Here is a 20,214-nt window from a genome sequence, read left to right on the forward strand (position 1 = left end):
CCTTCGATCAGACGGCCATTGCCTTTTGCGCGGCCACCTTCACCAAAACCGGTATCGAACAGAACGAGGTCGCTGCCGGTATTGATGGCAACCGGCGCGTAGCTGTTGACGAACTGGTCAGTCGGCAGAAAGTTCTTTTCCAGAAGTGCTGCCACGGCATCCGGCGCCTGATCGGTACCAAAGGTTTCGTTCGGCTTCGGCAGAGCGCCAAAACCGTCACGGATGGCGAGAACCTCGAAATCGCCGAGCTTGAAGCGGTTCACTTCCGGCGGCATGGCATGATCCATGGGTAATCCCTTGTTGGCTTCGGCGCCGGAGGCGGCACCTTGGGCAGTCTGCGCATAGGCCTTGCCCGACAAAATGGCCGGCGCGGCCAAGACACCGAGACCGGCAGTTCCCAGCATCGTCCTGCGATCAATCGTAAAGCGCGTCATGATGATCTCCATCGTTTCCATCGGCCGAGCGAAGGCAGGACCGTCCCGAGGCAGAAGATAGAATGACCATGTGACGGACAAGCCGGCGTCACGCAGTCGTGATGCGAAATGACAAAAGTTAGCCGAACATGATTGGCATGTCATCCATTCAGGCATAGAGATTTTCCGGCCTTCTCCGCAGGCCTCAGCATCTTTTCCGTGAAGCGTCCCCGATGAACCGCGCAGTGCCTCTCATTCTTGCCGTCGCTCTTTTCATGGAGCAGATGGATTCCACCGTCATCGCCACCGCCCTGCCGACGATCGCGGCGGATCTCGGCGTCGGACCGATCACGCTCAAACTGGCGCTGACATCCTATATGGTGGCGCTTGCCGTGTTCATTCCGATCAGCGGCTGGATGGCCGACACGTTCGGCGCCAAGAAGGTGTTCCGCTGCGCCATTCTTGTCTTCATGATCGGTTCGATCTTCTGCGCCATTTCCGGAAACCTGATCGAATTCGTAATGGCGCGTTTCCTGCAGGGCATGGGTGGGGCAATGATGACGCCGGTCGGGCGACTGGTTCTGCTGCGCACCACCAAACGCAGCGATCTCGTTTCCGCCATGGCGCTTTTGACAATTCCAGCGCTTGTCGGCCCGCTCACCGGCCCGCCGATCGGTGGTTTCATCACCACATACTTTTCCTGGCACTGGATTTTCATCATCAACATCCCGGTCGGCATTCTGGGACTGATCATGACCGGCATCTACCTGCCGGAAATCGAAAAACGCGCCTCGCTGCGCATCGATTTTCTCGGTTTTCTGCTCACCGCCTTTGCTGCGGCCGGCGTGGTGTTCGGCCTCTCCGTCATCGGCCTGCCGGCGCTGCCGCCGGCCGTCGGCATCTCGGCGACGCTCACCGGCATCGCCTGCGCCGTCGCTTACGTTTTTCACGCACGGCGGCATCCGTTCCCGATCCTCAACCTGCGGATTTTCGAGAATGCGGCCTTCCGGGCAGCCACGATCGGCGGCACGATCTTTCGCATTTCGACGGGTGCGATCCCCTTCCTGATGCCGCTGATGCTGCAGCTCGCCTTCGGGCTCAACCCGTTCCAGTCGGGCCTGATCACCTTTGCCGGCGCCGGCGGTGCGCTGACGGTGAAATTCATCGCCAAGCGGGTCTATCGCGCCATCGGCTTCAAGACGACGCTGATCTGCGCAGGGTGTGTCGGGGCGGTCACCACCGTGGTCAACGGCTTCTTCACGCCGCAGACGCCGCATATGGCGATCATTCTTTTCCTGTTCATCTCGGGGCTGGCGCGGTCGTTCTTCTTCACCGGTGCCAATGCGCTGAGCTATTCGGAAATAGAGGATTCGCAGGCCAGTCAGGCGACCTCGATGTCCTCCGTACTGCAGCAGGTGAGCCTCGCGCTCGGTGTCGCCTTTGCCGCCTCCATTCTGGAGGCCGCATCCGCCATATCGGGCACGCATCTGCAGCTGGCGGACTTTCATCTCGCCTTCTATGCCGTGTCCATCATGTCGCTTTTGGCGATCATTCCGCTGCTGCCGCTCGACAAATATGCCGGTGCGGTGGCGTCGGGCCATGGTGCGGGATTGCAGGCAAAACCGGCGCCGGGCGAGTGACGGGCAAAGGTCTGGCTCGGCTGCACTTCTCTTCTCCCCGCCGGGGAGAAGATGCTTGTGGCTTCAGCCTTGCCCCGAAGGCAACTGGCTGATGACAAAAATCACCGGTCGTGGTCTTCTGCCCAGCCTTCGCGTTCATCCACATATTCGGCAGTTTCATCGCGCGGATCGGACACATCCGCCTGACGGCCCTTAAAACCCTTGGCGAGCAGGAACATTTCCACCGATTCCTGGCGTGATGCGCCCGGCTTCACATGGATGACCTGCTTGAAATGCCTTTTCAGCATATCCAGCAGGTCCTTTTCCGTGCCGCCCTGAAACGTCTTGGCCAGAAAATGGCCGCCGGGGCCGAGCACCTCGATGGCGAAATAGGCCGCGACCTCGCACAGATGCATGGTGCGCAGGTGGTCGGTCCGGTGGTGACCGGTCGTGGGAGCCGCCATGTCGGAGACGACGAGATCCGGCGTGCCGCCGATCGCCTCGATCAGCTGGCGCGGCGCGTCATCGTCAAGAAAGTCCAGTTGCAGGATTTTGACACCCGGCAGCGGCGCCATTTCGAGAAAATCGATGGCGGCGACGCGGATGTCCTCATCGGTCGAATTGGTGACCTTGGCGGCGATCTGCGACCAGCTGCCCGGTGCAGCGCCAAGGTCGATGATACGCCGCGCGCCTTTGAGGATCTGATGTTTTTCATCGATCTCCAGAAGTTTGAAGGCCGCGCGGGCGCGATATCCTTCCAGCTTGGCGCGCTGCACATAAGGATCGTTGATATGGCGTTCCAGCCAACGTCTGGACGACGCTTTCAACTTGCCGCTTTTGACTTTTTGACCGAGCTTACGGCCAATGGGCGGTTTCGTCATCGCCTTGCTCCTGAAGATTGCGGTGCCTGCTGCGTTTGGCGGGCGGGCTTTGCGCCGGTATCACCGTCCCGACGCTGCCTGTGCCTGCGCCAGACGCCGTCATCGGCCATCATTTCGGTCAGAATGCCCTCACGCAAGCCGCGATCGGCAACGCGCATGCGCGTGCTCGGCCAGCGACGGCGGATGGCTTCGAGAATGGCGCAGCCGGCCAGAACCAGATCGGCGCGATCCGGCCCGATGCAGGGATTGGCGGCACGGCCGGCAAAATCCCAGGACAGCAGCTTGTGCTGCATCGCATCGACTTCACTGTTCGACAGCCAGACGCCATCGACACGACGGCGATCATAACGCGGCAGGTCGAGATGCACGCCGGCAAGCGTGGTAACCGTGCCGGATGTGCCGATCAGGTAAAAGTCCTCAGGGCCTGCGCCGACATAATTCATGTCGATCGGCGGGCACTGGAATTTTTGCAGCATGCCCTCGACTTCAGTGACCATGGCCGAAAACACGTCCGGCGTGACATCGCGGCCGCCATGGCGTTCCGACAGGGTGACAACGCCGACCGGCAGCGAGGTCCAGTCGGTGATATGGCTGGCAAGGCGCGAGGAGCGCTGATCACCGATGCGGATGACGGCGATTTCCGACGAACCGCCGCCGATATCAAACAGAACGACGGAACGCGCTTCGCGACCGACGAGCGACGAGCAGCCCGACACGGCAAGCCGCGCCTCGGTCTCGCGATCGATGATCTCGAGTTCTAGGCCGGTCTCCGCTGTCACGCGGGACAGGAACAGTTCGCCGTTTTCGGCGGCGCGGCAGGCTTCGGTGGCGATCAGCCGCATGCGCTTGATCGGCCGGTTGGCGAGTTTCGAGGCGCAGACGCGTAGCGCATCCACCGCGCGGTCCATTGCATCTTCAGACAGCCGGCCGGTGGCGCCGAGCCCTTCCCCCAGACGCACGATGCGCGAAAACGCATCGATGACGCGAAAATGGCCGGGACGCGTCGGCTGGGCGATCAGGAGGCGGCAATTGTTGGTGCCGAGATCGAGCGCTGCGTAGAGATCCTCGTGCTGACCGGCATTTTCACGCATACGATCATGCGGGCCCGTCTTTTCATGACCTCTATCATGTCTGGGCGAACGCGGGTCGAAGGCGGGATGCTGGCCGTGGCGCAGCTTTGCCTCGCGCGCCATGTCCGGCAGGGCGGCCACGGTTTCGCGGGCATCGCCCTTGCGCTGCGAATGCTGCTTGTCTGCATGCCTGTTATCCGCCTGCTTGCCGGCCGGCGCCAATGGGCGAACCTGCGGGCTGCGCTCATTGCGATTCTTGTTGCGGCGGCGATTGCGGTTCTTGCCGGCACCCTGCCCCTGCTTTTGCGGATGGTTCTGGCCGGAACCGGAACCATGACCTTCACCCGCCTGCGCAGCACCCGCCTGCCCAGACGCAACATGGCCTGCACCGCCATGCCCGGCAGGATGCGCGCCATGGTTCTGGCTGCGCGATGACGTATCGCCCTGTTCGTTTTTGGGGGACTGGTTGCCATCTGCCTGCTGGGAGGCCGCACCGCCACGCGAACGGCGACGCTTACGCTTACGCGCAGGCATGCCGTCGTCATTCGTTTCAGGGCGTCTGGCTTCGCCGGTCACACCGGCTTCGCTACCACGCGCAGGTAGGGCCGCGGAACGGGGCTTGCCGTTCTGCTTTGCCTTGCGGCGCCTGCGGTTCTTGCCGCTGCGCCCTGCCGTCGACGCCCCGCCATCTGGCGGCTGGTTGCCGCTGTCGGGGTCCATCACTGATCTTTTCCGTCTCGCCGCGCAAGAACCCCGTGAAATGGGACTGCCGCAGGCATCTGGTGTTTCGTTGGCAATAGGATAACAGCGACGGGCACTTTCGCCAATGCCTTTTTGGCCGCACATGGTGATGGCTTAAGCATGGCATGCGGCAATCATCCACAGGGATGAAAAATTGGATGAAAGTTTTTTGAAAACGGTATTTGCAATCTGAAAAACTTTGGTTATAAGCGCCGCACACCGACGAACCGGCGACAAGCCGTTTCCTGCTGGGGAATAGTTCAACGGTAGAACGACGGACTCTGACTCCGTTAATCTTGGTTCGAATCCAGGTTCCCCAGCCAATTTCTCTTTCCACATCCATTTCCAGACTTCGCCGTCACCTGAATTCGCTCGTCCGCGCGACATCAGATGATCGCGACCCGGTCGCCGAATGGTGTGTCATCGTCGAAATTCTGTGAACCGATGCGTTCGCTTTCGCCCGACAATAGCGCCTCATCCGCCTCCTCACGCGCATGATCCTCACTATCGCCTTCCGTCACATCCCGTTTCCGCTCCTCCTGATCCGCTGTCATGCGATCCTGCCGGGCAGCAACCCAGGCATTATCCGGCTCCGAGGTGATCGACAGGCTATGATCGATCCGGGTTGCCTCGGACGCAGCGCTTGCGGATATGCGGGCTACGGGCTTGACCATGCGCTTTCTCCTGCCGTGTCTTCATGCGAAAAACCAGCACTCTCAGGAGATGAGATAGGCTAGCTTGATGATCATGCAAGCATGACAGGTTAGCGCCGCGCTTTCGGCCGGGTCGCCAGCACGTTGCGGATGGAAAAGCTGGAATGGATGCGCAGCACGCCGGGTAGCGCGGAAAGGATTTCCTTGTGGATGCGCTCGAATTCCAGCGCGCTCTCCACCTCCACCCGCAGCAGATAGTCGGAATCGCCGGTCATCAGAAAACATTCGCGGATTTCCGGGTGTTTGCGGATCGCCGCCTCGAAGCGGTTCAGGTGATCCTCCGTCTGGCGCTCCAGTGTGATGTTGATGATCACCGCGATCGTGTTGCCGCCGGCACTCTCGATCAGCGCCGTATAACCCTTGATCACGCCCGCCTTTTCCAGAAGGTTGATGCGGCGCAGGCAGGCCGACGGCGACAGGCCGACTTCGGCAGCGATCTTGGCATTGCTCATGCGCGCATTGAGGCGTAGCAGGCGGATGATATCGCGGTCGGTGGCATCGATGGCGGACATGCTGATCATTCCATAGATTCGAACATCATTCCGAAAAACATGTCTATGCACAATGATCAAGCAATAATCGGCGGGATATTGCGTGATCGTTTCAATAAGCTGCTCTGATCAAGTCAATAATGACGGGAACGGGTGATGCAGAGTGGTTTCAAGGCGTGTTCGAACGCTACTGCCGCAGTGCGGACTCGGCCAAAACTGTGTTTTGCAGTATAGTGGCCTTTCCGGCATGAAACACTGAGGACCGCATGAAAGTCTCCATTCTCGGCGCCGGCATTATCGGCGTGACATCCGCCTATCAGCTCGCCAAGGCCGGACATGAGGTGACGGTCATCGACCGCCAGCCGGGTCCGGCGCTGGAAACCAGCTTTGCCAATGCCGGCGAAGTGTCCTTCGGTTATTGCTCGCCCTGGGCCGCCCCTGGCATTCCGCAGAAGGCGATGAAATGGCTGTTTATGAAACATGCACCGCTCATCCTGCGTCCGAAAATGGACGCGGCGATGTTGTCGTGGATGCTCAAAATGCTGATGAACTGTACCTCGGACCGTTACGCCATCAACAAGAGCCGGATGTTGCGCCTGGCCGATTATGCCCGCATCACGCTTGCCGATGTGCGTCAAGAGACCGGCATCGCCTATGACGAGCGCATGCAGGGCACGCTGCAGCTTTTTCGCACACAGGAACAGCTGGATGCGTCTGCAAAAGACGTGAAGGCGCTGGCCGCCGACGGTGTGCCGTATGAAGTGCTGGACCGTGACGGCTGCGTGCGCGTTGAACCCGCATTGTCGCATGTGCGCCACAAGATGGTCGGCGGGCTTTTGACCCCGAAGGACGAAACCGGCGACTGTTTCAAGTTCACCAATGCGCTGGCGGCAAAAGCCGAGGCGATGGGCGTGAAGTTTCTCTGGGGCCACACGATCAAGGCTGTCGATATTTCCGGCGGCGCGGTGTCCGGCGTTCATACCGACAAGGGCGACATCAAGTCGGATGCCGTCGTGGTGGCGCTCGGCTCCTATTCACCGCTGCTGGTCAAATCCTTCGGCATCAATCTGCCGGTCTATCCGGTCAAGGGTTATTCGCTGACCATTCCGATCACCGACGTTACGCGCGCGCCTGAATCGACGGTGATGGACGAAACCTACAAGATCGCCATCACCCGGCTCGGCGACCGGATCCGCGTGGGCGGCATGGCCGAGATTTCCGGTTACACCAATGATCTGGGCCTTGCCCGCCGCCGCACGCTGGAACATTCCGTCATGGACCTGTTTCCGGGCGGCGAGGTCGGCAAGGGCGAGTTCTGGTCGGGCCTTCGCCCGATGACGCCGGATGGCACGCCGATCATCGGCAAGACCCATATTGCCGGCCTCTATCTCAATACCGGCCATGGCACGCTGGGCTGGACGATGAGCACCGGTTCGGCGCGCGTGATCGCCGATCTCGTCAGCGGCCGCACACCGGAAATCGATGCGAGCGACCTTTCCGTCAGCCGCTACGCCTGAATTTAGTCCGGCACGGCGGCGCCTACCGCGCCGCCCGCCCTCACCACTTAGGCTAAGGGATCGTAACCCGGCTTCTTGTAGATGAGGTCCGGCTTGCCGGCGATGTCGGGCTGATAGACCTTTTCGACCCAATCCGAGGGATCGACATCCTCGATGGCCACCGAAATCGACTTTTCCGTCGAACCGATCGCCGTCATCAGCGCTTTCTGGATTTCCAGCGCCAGCGCCTGCTTCTGCTCTTCCGTCTTGCCGGCATACATTTTCACGACCACGTGCGGCATGGGGCCTCCTTGTCTGTTTTCCGGCGTTTTGTTGATGACCGGATATGTCTCGATTACAACATTGCCGCAGCACGACAATCCCGAAATTCGAGCCGATAGCGAGAGAGCACATGGACAACACGGCAGCACCGGCCGCCGGAAGGACACGCAGGAACGATCCCGACAAGACGAAACAGGATATTCTTGCTGTCGCGACCGCCGAATTCGCCGAATTTGGCCTGGCCGGTGCCCGTATCGATGCGATCGCGGAAAAGACCAGAACATCCAAGCGGATGATCTACTATTATTTCGGCGGCAAGGAAGAGCTGTATCTTGCCGTTCTGGAACGCGCCTACCAACGCACCCGCTCGCGTGAAGACGACCTTCAGCTTGCCGCCATGCCTCCGGCAGACGCCTTGCGAGAACTCATCCACAGCACGTTCGATTATGATGAGCAGAACCCGGATTTCATCCGCATCGTCATCGGCGAGAACATCAACAATGCGATGCACATGAAGCGCTCGGCGGAACTTAACGAACTCAACATATCCGTCATTCGCGTTCTCGATGATATTCTCTGTCGTGGATACAGGGACGGTGTTTTCTGTCGCAGGATCGATCCGCTCGACCTGCATATGATGATCAGTGCGCTCTGTTTTTTCCGTGTTTCCAACCGTCACACCTTTGGTGCGCTGTTCCGTTGCGACCTGTCGGAACCGGAGACCTACGAGCGCCACCGCCGGATGGCGGCCGATACGATACTGGCCTATCTCACCCAACAAGCATGAGCGGCCTCATGACTTCGGACATGGAACCCTGAAGCAAAAGACGCGTTGCTGCAGCAAGTCAATTTCCAAAGGCTGCGGGCGCGCGGGTGGAGGAGACGCCCGAAAGCCCCGAATTGGAGGTGCAGCATGCCGTTTGCGTCCAACGACATCATCGACAGCAAAGATCTGTCGTTTCTACATGAGGTTCTGACCGAGGTCTGCCGCGAGCGCGATATCGCGCCGGGCAGCCCGGAAGAAAAGGCGGTGGCCGATCAGTTGATCAACTGGTTCCTGTTCGGCATCCGCAACGGAGACGAACTCAAGTCGATGCTAGATCCGATGATCGGGCCGGAGACAGCCGCGACAGGCACGTGAGCGCAGGCCTGCCTCCCCTATCCGCCTGATCCATTCGAGGGATTGGCATTTTCGGGAACATCCCTCGGCTTGATGACCCGTGAATTGCCGGTGTCGGGCGCAGGCGTGACAATGCCCTTGTCACCGGCTTCGGGCGCCTTCAGAACGCCATTGCAGTTCCTCAAGGTATCGGAAAGCTCTTCCCCCTGTTTGGGAACCCGGTCGCCCTTTTTCGACGGATCGGCCGGGGTCGCGCAATCCGGCGCCTCGGCTGGTGGGGGTGTCTGAGCTTTCGATGGACCGCTCGTCTGCGCAAGCGTGATGTCAGGCGCGAGAACTGCGACAAGCATGGCGCCTGCCGTCAGGCACGATCTCATGTGTTTTCCGGTCATGATCGACCTCCTCTTCTTGTTTTCCAACCCATGGCGGCTTCATCCGTTCCACATGACCTCTGTTCTTCAGGTGCTTGTGAAGGCATTGCCGGCCTGTAAGATGGCTTTCAAATCACACATGCAGTTTTCTCGGACAGGTTCAGCATGACAGCAGACGTCATCGTTCTCGGCGCCGGTATCATCGGTGTTTCGACCGCCATCCATCTGGCGCGACGCGGCAAGTCCGTGGTTCTGGTGGACCGGCGCAATCCGGGTGAGGAAACCTCCTATGGCAATGCTGGACTGATCCAGCGCGAGGGCGTTGCGCCCTATGGCTTTCCACGAGATTTCGCCGTGCTGCTACGCTATGCGCTCAACAATCGCGTCGATGCATTTTATCACGTACGCGCCATGCCGAAGGTCGCACCCTTTCTGTTGCGCTACTGGTGGCATTCCGATGCCGAACGTCACAAGCTGATCGCAAAGGCCTATGCGCCGCTGATCGAGCATTCGATCTGCGAGCATGCGGACCTGATCGAGGCAGCCGGGGCAAGCCATCTCATCCGCAAGGATGGCTGGATGGAGGTGTTTCGCACCCCCGCAGCGCTGGATGCCGAACTCGATGCTGCCCGCAAAAAGCAGGCGGAATATGGTCTTGCCTTCGATGCTCTCGACAAGGCGGAGTTGGCGCGGCGCGAACCGCATCTCAACGGCGATTTTGCCGGCGGCCTGACATGGCGTGATCCGTGGTCGGTTCTCGATCCGCTGGCGCTGACACAGGCCTATGTGGCGCTGTTCGAAAAGCTGGGCGGGCGGTTCATCCCTGGAGATGCCGGAACGCTTTCACCCGTTGCCAATGGCTGGACAGTGACGACCCGGGAAGGCCCGGTGCAGGGTGAAGACGTTGTCGTGGCACTCGGGCCGTGGTCGGATACCGTGACGGCGCCGCTCGGTTACCGCTATCTCGTCGGCGTCAAGCGCGGTTACCACATGCATTATGGCGCAAGGGATGGCGCAAAGCTCAACAACTGGCTGATGGATGCCGAACGCGGTTATCTGCTCGCGCCGATGAACCAGGGGATAAGGCTGACGACGGGCGCCGAATTTGCGCTGCGTGACGCGCCGAAAACACCGGTTCAGCTGACCCGGGCCGAAGCGATTGCACGAAAGGTATTTCCATTGGGAGAAAGGCTCGACAAGGAGCCATGGATGGGAGCCCGGCCCTGCACGTCCGACATGATGCCGGTGATCGGCAAGGCGCCACGCCATCGCGGCCTGTGGTTCGCCTTCGGCCATGCACATCACGGCCTGACACTCGGGCCGATAACCGGCCGGGTACTGGCGGAAACGATGACCGGCGAAAAACCGGTCATCGATATTTCACCCTACAGGCCCGAACGTTTCCGGGCCTGAGGATCAGTACCTCACATCGAAGCGGGGAACTTGCCTTCGAAATAATAGCTGGCCTGGGCGCGAACGACGGCCTTGAACTGCGAGACCAGAACCTCGCCTTCCTTTTCCGAAACCATCAGGGCCAGACGCAGGGTCGCAGAGGCCATGTGGAACATCAGGAACAGGGTGCGGCGATAGGCATCACGCATCTGCTCGGGAATGAACTGCTCCGTGGCGTCGTAGAAATTGTCCGACTGGTAACGGGTTTCCTCGATGTCGCGATCGGCAAGGTTCTTGTCGGCCTGGATGGCGTTCAGCAGATCCTGCGTTGACGGGTTCTGGCGCAGATTGTTGTAATACACGTCGAACATCGTGTCGGTCGCATCCAATGCGTCGGCTGCCGACGCGATGTTGCTGATCGACTTGCTGATGATCACACGCGTCTGCTCGACATAGCGATCGTAGAGCATCGCAATAATCGCCGACTTGTTCGGGAAGTATTGATAGACCGATGCGATCGGGCCGCCGGAAAGGGCGGCGATTTCCTTCATGGTGACGGCATCAATGCCCTTCTCACCAATGAGATGCATCGATACCTTCAGGATTTCGTCGATCCGGTCACGGCTTCTTCCCTGTTTGGGAACGCGACGGAGCGACGACGAACTTCCACTGTCATGACCGAGACCTGGCATAATATTCCTCAAACCGTTATTCGACGTAGCGGAGGCGTTGTTCGTGGAACAAACGCGGTACCCGGATACGCATTCCTAAAACCTGATTACTGTACGGAAGTGCACCGCGAACGGATCACCTCCCCCTCGTTTTATTTTTCCACCAGGCGGGAGGGACCGCATGGTGTCTATTTCGGCTGGATCGACAGCCCGTACCGGCTGCCTCACGAACCTCGCTTCGGAGGGTGATCCGACGCCACTCCTCCACCTGCTTAAGAACAGACGAGCAAATGTCGGAAACAGTTTCACCAATCCGACAGATTATCCAAAACCACCACTCGAAGGCCGAGCAGAACAACTGCTTCAGGTCCCGAAGCGACGGATCTCAAAAATCCGACAACGCATTAGAAATGTGCAAAGACAAGGATTTTCGATGACCTGCAAATCAACGCCAGACAAATCATTAGTGCGGCATGTAGTTCCCTAGAGTATTCCACTATGGAAACGCTTACTGCAGCATGAAATTGTACCGCCACCTCAACCAATAAATGCAACCACTTCCTTTATGAGGATTATGTACTTCATTGAACAAAACGGTTCAATGACAACATAAGAATATACATCGATTAACATTATTTTTACCGTAAAAAGACCCTCATCGCGCGCAAGCCGGCTAAACTTGCCACCGGGAGGCGGTGAAAATCATCCGCGGTGCCTCAGCACCTCAACAACAATACGCGAATCGCTGTTATTCGGGTTTTGTACATATGCAAAAAGCCGCGGATTTCTCCGCGGCTTTCAAAAAATCTGATTTAGATGACTGGCTCTTAAGCCTGCTTCATTCAAGCGGCAGGCACGCGAAGCTCCGGCGACGTGGCGGGCGGAAATTCATCGAGACCAAGCAGGAAGTTGATCTGCGGACGCGCCTTGACGAGATCGTCGATCGTGTAATCGGCCAAGACATCGAAGAATGCATTCAGCGCCTTGCGAAGCGCGGCATTGAGGCCGCAGCTGTCAACCAGCGGACATTCGGCAACGCCATCCTCGAAGCACTCCGCCATGGCAAAGCTGTCTTCAGTGACCTTGACGACATCGAACAACGTGATCTTTGCCGCATCGCGACCAAGCCTCACACCGCCGTTGCGGCCACGGACCGTCTCGACCAAACTAGCCCTCGTCAACGGCTGCAGGATCTTGAACAGGAAAAGCTCGGATACGCCATAAGCCCTGGCGATCTCGGGAATACGGCTCAAATGGCCTTCATTGGCTGCACAATACATCAGCATGCGAACGGCATAATTGGTCTGCTTTGTCAGGCGCATCTTCGTCTCCAGAGACTCTTGAAGTCCTATATAGGGGCTTTGCTAGTTTTGAACAATTCCAAAATACGAATTTCACCGGCGCCTTTACACAAATGTCGCATCCGGCGAACGCGTACTCGTCGGCACATCGACTTATGATGACCGTCGTACTCCAGTTTTTTCTTATATGCGGTTCCGCACGGCACGACAAGGGTCGCCCGTCGCGTCTTTTGGACGCGCAGGCACTCCCCGGCTGTCGATGTGATGTTTTCTGTCGGGATCAGATAATCGAAAGAACCCAGCTGCCGAGAGCGAAGAAACCACAGGCCACGATCAATGCCAGGCCAAGCTTGCCAAGCTGCACGCGGCGCGCGCGCCTGGCATCCCACTCATAGACCATGACGCAGAACTCCCCCAACTCTTTACTTGGCGGCTAAATTAGTCTCACCGCCGGGAAGGTCAATGTGTCAAAGCCGTACATTGTCACGGATCGTTAACAGCACCTTCAAGTTGCTGGGCATATTCCCGAATATAACGTTGCCGCGCCGGGGTGCCGGGATGGGTCGACAACATGCTCGTTTCGTCGTGGTCACTCATCTTTTCCTCCAGAATGGCGAAGAAGCGTGCAAGCGCTGCAGGTTCGTATCCGGCGGCCTTCATCAGTTCGACGGAACGACGATCTGCATCCTCTTCCGCTCCGCGCGAATAAGAGAGCGCAACGAGCGCACCGCCTTGAGAGAGAATATCCTCGACACCCGAGCCGACATCACCGGCAATCAGCATGACCAGCGCCGCAAAACCGGCAACCCGATAAATCTGCCGCAGGCTGTGGTCACCTTCCACATGGGCGATCTCATGCCCCAGCACTCCAAGTACCATCTGTCTGTCGCCCTTAGACAACTCGACGAGATCATCGGTCAGCACCAGCGTGCCGTCCGGCAACGCAAAGGCATTGGGTCCCATCAGCCGGGCATTGCGGAACAGCAATGTATAGGCAGGCTCTCCACCCCTCGCATTTTTGGCCAGCGCCGCGAATTCGGCACGGATGGCGTTCTGGTCCACTTCCGGCAGAGCAGTTGGACGCAGGAGGGTCTTTTCCAAAGTGGCAAGCGTGCTTGCACCGATCATTTCCGGCACGACCGGTGGCGTCACCAGAATGGCCACCTCGACCATGACCGGCAGGGCATAACGATAGATGCCAACCGCGAGAAGAATCACGGCAAGCGTGAAGGCGATCAGACGCGGATGAAACTGTTCCATCCGATACACAAGACCGCTGCCTTTGCCGCCATGGCGACTGACAAGTGCGTCGATGGCGCCATTGTCGCGTGTTTCGAACACCGAACCATCTATAAATGTCAGGCGCCGCGGGATCGAACCAACCCGCGGCGTGATGCCGACCTCACTGCGCGGGCCGGAAGCCAACGTGGCGCCGTCGGAGACGGCAGCCAGCTGGCCTTCCTTTTCGAAGAGGTCAGCGGCAACCGCGCGGCTGGAATGAGCAGGTTGCCATTCGCCGCGCGCAATCACTGTGCCGTCAGAACCCAAAGTCAAACCCTTCCAGATCGAGATATTCGGCACTGACAGCAGAGCCGCTTGCTTCCATCGAAGACAATACCTCACCCAGATCGCCGACAACAATGACGCCGGTGTGAATGGCCATGAAACGCGCCATGCGCACCGCTGCCCATGGGCGCATCAGACCGAAGGTGAGGACCGTGACGATGACGTTGGAAATGGCGATCCAGGCATACTGGAGGCGCGGTGCATCACTGACCAGCTGATGCTTGCCGTCGAGCGTCGTGGCGGAGAAGACGACGTTGCGCACGCCGATGCGGTAGAGCAGAACGGCAAGACCGTAGGTAATGAAAGCGCACAGGATAGTAAAATGGAGCGGGCTGAAACCGAACATGCTGTCGACCGCTTCACCGCTTATGGCGGAGGCGGTATGCTTGGCAGCGACACCGATGCTGGCACCAAGAACGACACCAATGACGATCAGCGCAACCGGCAAAACCCAGACGCGGTAGAGCGAACCGATCTTCGGATCGGTCGCGAAGGGACGGTCACCATAATGCAGGTTGTTAAAGATGTAACGCCAGAGCCAGCGGCTGGCGAGTGGCGCCAGGATGCCGAAGGACATCGAGGCGACCGTGCTGCCGAGCAGGACCGCAACGAAGGCACCACCGACCGTGCCGGTGAAGTTGAAGCGAACGTTACGATAGCTGGTGACGCGGGCGCTGAAGCGCAGGCTGCGCTGGATGAGCGCGGGCAGCGCGATAAGGACGAGCAAAAACACCACAAGGCCCAGCACTTCGGAGATGGTTGTGAGTATCTGGGTAAAGATGAAAAACCCGACGACGATCACACGACCGAGAAAGATCTGCCTGCCCTCGGCATGGTAATCGAAGGCACGGCCGGCGATGACGGTGTTGCCGTAGAAATAACGGTTACGGCGCACCTTGGCCCAGGCCGAGTAAATGCCGAAGGTCACGATCGTCAGAAGAACGTTGACGATCCAGATGCCGAAGTATTCGCGCGCGTTACCGCTGAAAGATGCACGCTCCAGCGTGCCTGACGCCCTGGGCGCCAAGTCTGAAAAGGACATGTATATTTCCCCTATCCTTCAATTACCGCAGAAAACGGCAACCCTCGGTGATCGGGTGCGGCAAATAGAGCAAAAAAAATCAATTTCAATCACATAGTGAAGAAAGGGGAGTTCTACCCTCCAGTTCCAAGCGACGGAAAATGCTTGCGAAACGACGAAGGACGGCCGACGCCACCCTTCTCCAAGTCTTTGTTGTAAATAGTCTTGCCCCGGCTCATTTCATGACCGGCATGACGAATTCGGCACCATCCTTGATACCGGAGGGCCAGCGGGCGGTAATCGTCTTGGTCTTGGTCCAGAACTTGATCGAATCCGTGCCGTGCTGGTTGAGATCGCCAAAGGAGGAGGCCTTCCAGCCGCCGAAGGAATGATAGGCGAGCGGCACCGGGATAGGTACGTTGATGCCGATCATGCCGATATTGATGCGCGAGGCGAAATCGCGCGCTGCATCGCCATCGCGCGTATAGATGGCGACGCCGTTGCCATATTCATGCTTCATCGGCAGGTCGAGCGCCTCTTCATAATTTTTGGCACGCACCACCGACAGGACCGGCCCAAAGATTTCCTGGCGATAGATATCCATGTCCGGGCTGACATGGTCGAACAGCGAGCCTCCGACGAAATAGCCGTTCTCATAACCCTGCAACTTGAAACCGCGACCATCGACCAGAAGCTCGGCTCCTTCTTCGACACCACGATCGATCAGGCCATTGATGCGTTCCTGCGCCGCCTTGGTGACGACGGGGCCCATATCGGCCTTGTCGTCCGTATAAGGGCCAATGCGCAGGGACTCGATCTTGGGAATGAGCTTCTCAACGAGGCGGTTGGCGGTTTCCTCGCCCACCGGCACGGCAACGGACACCGCCATGCAGCGCTCGCCGGCCGAACCGTAACCGGCGCCCATCAGCGCGTTGACGGCCTGATCGAGATCGGCATCGGGCATGATGATCATGTGGTTCTTGGCACCACCGAAGCACTGGGCGCGCTTGCCGTTCGCAGCCGCCGTGCCATAAACGTGGCGGGCAATCGGCGTGGAGCCGACGAAGGAAATCGCGCCGATATCCGGATCGGTCAGCAGCGCATCGACGGCTTCCTTGTCGCCATTGACGACATTGAGGATGCCGGCCGGCAGCCCAGCCTCGATCATCAGTTCGGCCAGACGCAGCGGCAGCGACGGATCTCGCTCCGACGGCTTCAGGATAAAGGCATTGCCGCAGGCGATCGCCGGCGCGAACATCCACATCGGGATCATGCCAGGAAAATTGAACGGGGTGATGCCGGCACCGATACCGACCGGCTGGCGGATCGAATACATGTCGATCGCGGGCCCCGCCCCTTCGGTGAACTCACCCTTGGACAGATGCGGAATGCCGATGACGAATTCGCAGACTTCGAGACCACGAACGATATCGCCCTTTGAGTCCTCGACCGTCTTGCCGTGCTCCTTCGACAGCATGACGGCGAGTTCGTCCATGTTCTGGTTGAGAAGATCGACGAATTTCATGAACACGCGGGCGCGACGCTGCGGGTTGGTGGCTGCCCATTTCGGCTGCGCTTCCCTGGCGTTTTCGACGGCTGCGCGGATTTCCGCAACGCTTGCCAGCGCCACCTTGGCCTGAACCTCGCCGGTTGCCGGGTTGAAAACGTCGGCCGTACGCCCGCTGGTGCCGGCAACATGCTTGCCGCCGATAAAATGCCCGAGTGCCGTCATGAATATTCCTCCATTCAGTTCGTGGCAGGATGACACTCACATTTGCACAGGGCAACGCCATAGTTTACGCATCCGTTGTGCATAATTCGACATCAGGAACGGAATTGGAGGCAGCGTGATGAACTGGGATGATGTCCGCATGTTTCTGGCCGTGGCGCGAACGGGACAGATTCTTGCCGCCTCGCGGCGGCTCGGCATCAACCATGCGACGCTTGGACGGCGGATCACGGCGCTGGAAGCGGATATGAAAACGCAGTTGCTGATCCGACGCACGACCGGTTGCGAACTGACGCCGGAAGGGCATGCGCTTTATGCCGCCGCCGAACGCATGGAAACGGAAATGCTGGCCATGCAGGCGGCGACAGGTTCGGGCGACACCGCCATTGCCGGCACAGTCAGGATCGGTGCGCCGGACGGTTTTGGTGTGGCCGTGCTGGCACCGAGACTGGGAGACCTGATGCAGCGATATCCGCAACTGAAACTGCAGCTGGTGCCGGTGCACCGCTCCTTTTCCCTGTCGCAACGCGAGGCGGATATCGCGATTACCATAGAACGCCCGGAACAGGGACGGCTGATCTCGGCAAAACTGACGGATTACACGCTCGGGCTTTATGCTTCGCGCGGCTATCTCGACGGGCGTGGGCGACCGCAGATGGTGGAAGACCTGCGCGAACATGCCCGTATCGGCTATGTGGAAGACCTGATCTTCTCACCATCCCTCAACTTCACCGGCGAGGTGATGCGCAACTGGGATGCGGGTTTCGAAATTTCGAGTGCGATCGGCCAGGTGCAGGCGGTGCGCGCCGGTGCCGGCATCGCCATCCTGCACGATTACATCGCGCAGCAGGATGCGGAACTGGAGCGACTACTGCCCGATATCAGCATCCGTCGCTCCTACTGGACAACCTATCATGAAAGCCTGCGTGACCTGCCGCGGATTCGCACGGTCATCGCCTTCCTTCAGGAAATCGCCAAGGATGAGAATGCGGATTTCCGGGTCTGAGGGGCAGCGCTCCGCCAGGCATGGCATCAGCGCTGCCGACCGCTTCAATCGCGGCGCATCTCAAGTTCCGGCAGCGAGTGACCGAGCCGGTGAGCCATCAGCATGGCAGTGAGCTGAACGAGATTTCGGGCTCCCATGCGGTCCTTCATGCGCTCGAGGCGATGTTCGACGGTGCGCGGCGACACATTGATCTCGGCTGCAATCTCTTTGGCGGTAGCCCCCTCCACCAGCAACTGCACGATCGATTCGTCAGTCAGGTCGAGTTCGGCGGTCTTCTGGGGGGCAACGAACATGAAACGTCCCATTGTGCAGGTAATGACCCATTCCGGGCGGGTGGTATTTTTCTGGGCCAGCATGATGCGGTCATAACCGACACTGAGGCCAAAGACCTTGGTCTTGACGACCTCGATCACCGGCTGCTGGTTTTGAATGACCTCCTGCATGCGCGGCACAACCGCGTGCTCCATGAACTGGCGGTCGGTCACATTGCCGAGCGGCCCGTCAGGGAGAAGCTTGGCCATATCCAGAAGACGCGATGCAAAGCCATAGGTGCGGATGGCGCGCATCTGCCACTGCCATGGATCACCATCGTCAATACGAATTAGTGTTAGGCGCATACGCGCGGAAAGAAGATCCACCACACCACGATAAATATCGATAGCATCGGCAGGACGATTTGAATCAGATGCAAGCCAAGCATCAAGAAGCTTGCGACTCACTACTGCAAAAGGTGTCTCTTTAGGCATAAGATAAGATGTAGTACCCAGCTAAAAACTGGTGTCATACCACCTCAATATTTTCTCCCGCACAAGGAGAAAATTCGTTTAAACGCAACTACTTATTTAGTTTTCCCGAACTTTCGCCCCCATAACGGGAAAACAACAACCACCAGATGTCAAAATCCCGAAACGATACATCTCGGTCCCAAAACGGTTAGAATTTTTTCACGGTAAAAATCCGAAATAACGGCAAAGATGATGGATTTTGGCATCCAGCAACGTCTCGTCCGCCACAGTTTCGCCCCAAACAACGACGGATTCTAACCTTAAGATATACAGTATTTAATTACGAAAATCCGCCGGACATATGCGCCGAGGGCAAAGTGGCACCCCAGTTTCGCTATTCGCGTCAGGCGTAAGACATGGTGCATCCGTCTCCGTCACAGAGGAGCCGGCCCTCGTGGCTTTTGAAGAATGCTCACCGCTTCAGACGGAAAAACCAATGTGCGCCGTCAGGCCGCACAACGGATCAGGGCGAACAGAAATGAAAAGATGGATTTTGCAAGAAGAAAGATTCTCTTCTCCCCGACAGTCGCAGTGACATAAAGACTGACGGGGAGAAGAGAATGGTACGGTTGAGTGGGGTCGAACCACCGACCTCAGGTGCCACAAACCTGCGCTCTAACCAACTGAGCTACAACCGCACATGAGACGCTCGTTGCGTCTGCGGCTCACATACGAGGATAAAACTCGTTTTGCAAGCCCCTAGAGCACGTCGCAGCTAATTTGCACCATTCTGTTGGCTTAGACAGGGTTGGATATGCGTTCGGCCGGCGCGTGTGGCAGCCAAAATATACGGCCAAGCCGGCGGCATCAGCCAATACCGAAGGGCCAGGCATCTTTCCGGCAGAATGGTTGAAATTAGCGGCGACGAGCTGTGACATACGGACATATTATAAAGACCACATGACAGCGCGTGGTCTTTATGATCGCGGACCAATATCAGGCGGCCTTGAAGCCGGCCATGGCGCGCTCGGCGGCCTCGCGACCGGGCTTCGTCACCTCCTCGGCAACTTTGCGGGTGGCTTCCTGCAGCTCGCGCACGTTTTCCACAGTCAGTTCAGCCTGCCTGCGCACGAATGTCGACTGCAGCTCCACCAGTTCCGAGACGGAACGCACGCCCATCAGTGCCTGCATATGGGCAATGGAGAGGTCGGCGCTGCTGCGCATCGCATCGACCGCCGTCATGCCCAGCGTGAACGAGCCGGATTGGGCGGAGTGAAATGTGTCTTCCACAGTTTTCGTCGCATCGGTCGTGGCATCACGCAGGCGCGAATAGGCCTCGCGGGACTGTTCCGCTCCCAAATGCGCTGCATCGCGAAATTCTTGCGCCATGCGGCTCGGATCGAATGCGGAAAACCCAAAGAAATCATCAGGCTTGTAGGCCATGTCATGTCCTCCTCGACATTATCCCAGCCCGGTGGGCCGGCTCCTCGCGCAAATATCTACAATATCTAATTGTGCATCGCAACATGATTGCACGCCGCACCCGCCAGCGTTAACCCTTTTGCCCGATAGAAAGACTGCGAAGGTGGACCAGAAGCCTCTGGGA

At 58.6% G+C, this 20,214-nt stretch carries 19 protein-coding genes, 2 tRNA genes and 1 pseudogene; 7 read left to right on the plus strand and 15 right to left on the minus strand.

The annotated features are described in order from the left end of the window. Window positions 1-434 (minus strand): annotated as a pseudogene (locus tag GAO09_RS05005) (MBL fold metallo-hydrolase); the annotation flags it as partial. Between the two features lie 212 nt (window positions 435-646). On the opposite strand from GAO09_RS05005, the gene GAO09_RS05010 reads away from it, so the two are divergent. Next, window positions 647-2,053 carry a DHA2 family efflux MFS transporter permease subunit gene (locus GAO09_RS05010; protein ID WP_153352954.1) on the plus strand — a complete coding sequence of 469 codons (1,407 nt, stop codon included), beginning with the start codon at window positions 647-649 and terminating at the stop codon, window positions 2,051-2,053. Between the two features lie 101 nt (window positions 2,054-2,154). On the opposite strand, the gene GAO09_RS05015 is transcribed toward GAO09_RS05010, so the two are convergent. Both GAO09_RS05015 and GAO09_RS05020 read right to left on the minus strand, forming a co-directional pair. Further along, complete coding sequence (locus GAO09_RS05015) at window positions 2,155-2,913, minus strand: RlmE family RNA methyltransferase (protein WP_235937936.1); 759 nt, start codon at window positions 2,911-2,913, stop codon at window positions 2,155-2,157. After that, on the minus strand, window positions 2,910-4,517 hold the full coding sequence (locus GAO09_RS05020; RefSeq protein ID WP_410768949.1) for a Ppx/GppA phosphatase family protein: 1,608 nt from the start codon (window positions 4,515-4,517) through the stop codon (window positions 2,910-2,912). The genes GAO09_RS05015 and GAO09_RS05020 overlap by 4 nt, the downstream gene beginning before the upstream one ends. 456 nt (window positions 4,518-4,973) lie before the next feature. Here GAO09_RS05020 and GAO09_RS05025 point away from each other — a divergent pair. After that, window positions 4,974-5,047: transfer RNA gene (locus tag GAO09_RS05025), tRNA-Gln, on the plus strand. Window positions 5,048-5,110: 63 nt separating this feature from the next. Here the strand turns inward: GAO09_RS05025 and GAO09_RS05030 are convergent. Both GAO09_RS05030 and GAO09_RS05035 read right to left on the minus strand, forming a co-directional pair. Continuing rightward, the gene (locus tag GAO09_RS05030; RefSeq protein WP_153352956.1) at window positions 5,111-5,398 is read right to left on the minus strand and encodes a hypothetical protein; all 288 of its coding nucleotides are present in this window, start codon (window positions 5,396-5,398) and stop codon (window positions 5,111-5,113) included. An 89-nt stretch (window positions 5,399-5,487) separates the two neighbouring features. Continuing rightward, window positions 5,488-5,949, minus strand: coding sequence for an Lrp/AsnC family transcriptional regulator (locus tag GAO09_RS05035; RefSeq protein ID WP_153352957.1), 462 nt, complete (start codon window positions 5,947-5,949; stop codon window positions 5,488-5,490). Between the two features lie 245 nt (window positions 5,950-6,194). Between GAO09_RS05035 and GAO09_RS05040 the strand changes: the two genes are divergently transcribed. Continuing rightward, window positions 6,195-7,445, plus strand: a complete 1,251-nt coding sequence (locus GAO09_RS05040; RefSeq protein WP_153352958.1) for a D-amino acid dehydrogenase — start codon at window positions 6,195-6,197, stop codon at window positions 7,443-7,445. A 47-nt stretch (window positions 7,446-7,492) separates the two neighbouring features. Here the strand turns inward: GAO09_RS05040 and GAO09_RS05045 are convergent, their stop codons facing one another. After that, on the minus strand, window positions 7,493-7,726 hold the full coding sequence (locus GAO09_RS05045; protein WP_153352959.1) for a tautomerase family protein: 234 nt from the start codon (window positions 7,724-7,726) through the stop codon (window positions 7,493-7,495). A gap of 110 nt (window positions 7,727-7,836) precedes the next feature. Between GAO09_RS05045 and GAO09_RS05050 the strand changes: the two genes are divergently transcribed. Continuing rightward, window positions 7,837-8,493 (plus strand): TetR/AcrR family transcriptional regulator, encoded by a 657-nt coding sequence (locus GAO09_RS05050; RefSeq protein WP_153352960.1) that lies wholly within the window; start codon window positions 7,837-7,839, stop codon window positions 8,491-8,493. 126 nt (window positions 8,494-8,619) lie between these two features. Next, complete coding sequence (locus GAO09_RS05055) at window positions 8,620-8,847, plus strand: hypothetical protein (protein ID WP_153352961.1); 228 nt, start codon at window positions 8,620-8,622, stop codon at window positions 8,845-8,847. 17 nt (window positions 8,848-8,864) lie between these two features. Here the strand turns inward: GAO09_RS05055 and GAO09_RS05060 are convergent, their stop codons facing one another. Continuing rightward, entirely contained in the window at window positions 8,865-9,218 is a 354-nt protein-coding gene (locus GAO09_RS05060) for a hypothetical protein (protein WP_153352962.1), read from the minus strand. A 144-nt stretch (window positions 9,219-9,362) separates the two neighbouring features. On the opposite strand from GAO09_RS05060, the gene GAO09_RS05065 reads away from it, so the two are divergent. After that, complete coding sequence (locus tag GAO09_RS05065; RefSeq protein WP_153352963.1) at window positions 9,363-10,610, plus strand: NAD(P)/FAD-dependent oxidoreductase; 1,248 nt, start codon at window positions 9,363-9,365, stop codon at window positions 10,608-10,610. 11 nt (window positions 10,611-10,621) lie between these two features. On the opposite strand, the gene GAO09_RS05070 is transcribed toward GAO09_RS05065, so the two are convergent. The 5 genes from GAO09_RS05070 to GAO09_RS05090 form a co-directional block, all read right to left on the minus strand. Beyond that, window positions 10,622-11,281 carry a TetR/AcrR family transcriptional regulator gene (locus GAO09_RS05070; protein ID WP_153352964.1) on the minus strand — a complete coding sequence of 220 codons (660 nt, stop codon included), beginning with the start codon at window positions 11,279-11,281 and terminating at the stop codon, window positions 10,622-10,624. Between the two features lie 821 nt (window positions 11,282-12,102). Further along, window positions 12,103-12,582, minus strand: a complete 480-nt coding sequence (gene rirA, locus GAO09_RS05075; protein ID WP_153352965.1) for an iron-responsive transcriptional regulator RirA — start codon at window positions 12,580-12,582, stop codon at window positions 12,103-12,105. A gap of 462 nt (window positions 12,583-13,044) precedes the next feature. Further along, entirely contained in the window at window positions 13,045-14,109 is a 1,065-nt protein-coding gene (locus GAO09_RS05080; RefSeq protein ID WP_153352966.1) for a M48 family metallopeptidase, read from the minus strand. After that, window positions 14,099-15,169, minus strand: coding sequence for a YjgN family protein (locus tag GAO09_RS05085; protein WP_153352967.1), 1,071 nt, complete (start codon window positions 15,167-15,169; stop codon window positions 14,099-14,101). Before GAO09_RS05085 ends, GAO09_RS05080 begins: the two co-directional genes overlap by 11 nt. A gap of 214 nt (window positions 15,170-15,383) precedes the next feature. Continuing rightward, window positions 15,384-16,880: a CoA-acylating methylmalonate-semialdehyde dehydrogenase gene (locus GAO09_RS05090; RefSeq protein WP_153352968.1), complete on the minus strand. Its 1,497-nt coding sequence runs from the start codon at window positions 16,878-16,880 to the stop codon at window positions 15,384-15,386. Window positions 16,881-16,998: 118 nt separating this feature from the next. On the opposite strand from GAO09_RS05090, the gene GAO09_RS05095 reads away from it, so the two are divergent. Then, window positions 16,999-17,883: a LysR family transcriptional regulator gene (locus GAO09_RS05095; protein WP_153352969.1), complete on the plus strand. Its 885-nt coding sequence runs from the start codon at window positions 16,999-17,001 to the stop codon at window positions 17,881-17,883. A gap of 44 nt (window positions 17,884-17,927) precedes the next feature. Here GAO09_RS05095 and GAO09_RS05100 read toward each other — a convergent pair whose 3' ends face one another. The 3 genes from GAO09_RS05100 to GAO09_RS05110 all read right to left on the minus strand — a co-directional run bounded on the left by GAO09_RS05100 (window position 17,928) and on the right by GAO09_RS05110 (window position 20,051). After that, the gene (locus tag GAO09_RS05100; RefSeq protein WP_153352970.1) at window positions 17,928-18,629 is read right to left on the minus strand and encodes a response regulator transcription factor; all 702 of its coding nucleotides are present in this window, start codon (window positions 18,627-18,629) and stop codon (window positions 17,928-17,930) included. 600 nt (window positions 18,630-19,229) lie between these two features. Further along, a tRNA-His gene (locus tag GAO09_RS05105) sits at window positions 19,230-19,306 on the minus strand. Window positions 19,307-19,604: 298 nt separating this feature from the next. Further along, a complete protein-coding gene (locus GAO09_RS05110) occupies window positions 19,605-20,051 on the minus strand; it encodes a phasin family protein (RefSeq protein WP_153352971.1) in 447 nt (148 codons plus the stop codon). Between the last annotated feature and the right edge of the window lie 163 nt (window positions 20,052-20,214).

It is taken from the genome of Endobacterium cereale (genome assembly GCF_009617585.1).
Lineage (GTDB): Bacteria > Pseudomonadota > Alphaproteobacteria > Rhizobiales > Rhizobiaceae > Neorhizobium > Neorhizobium cereale.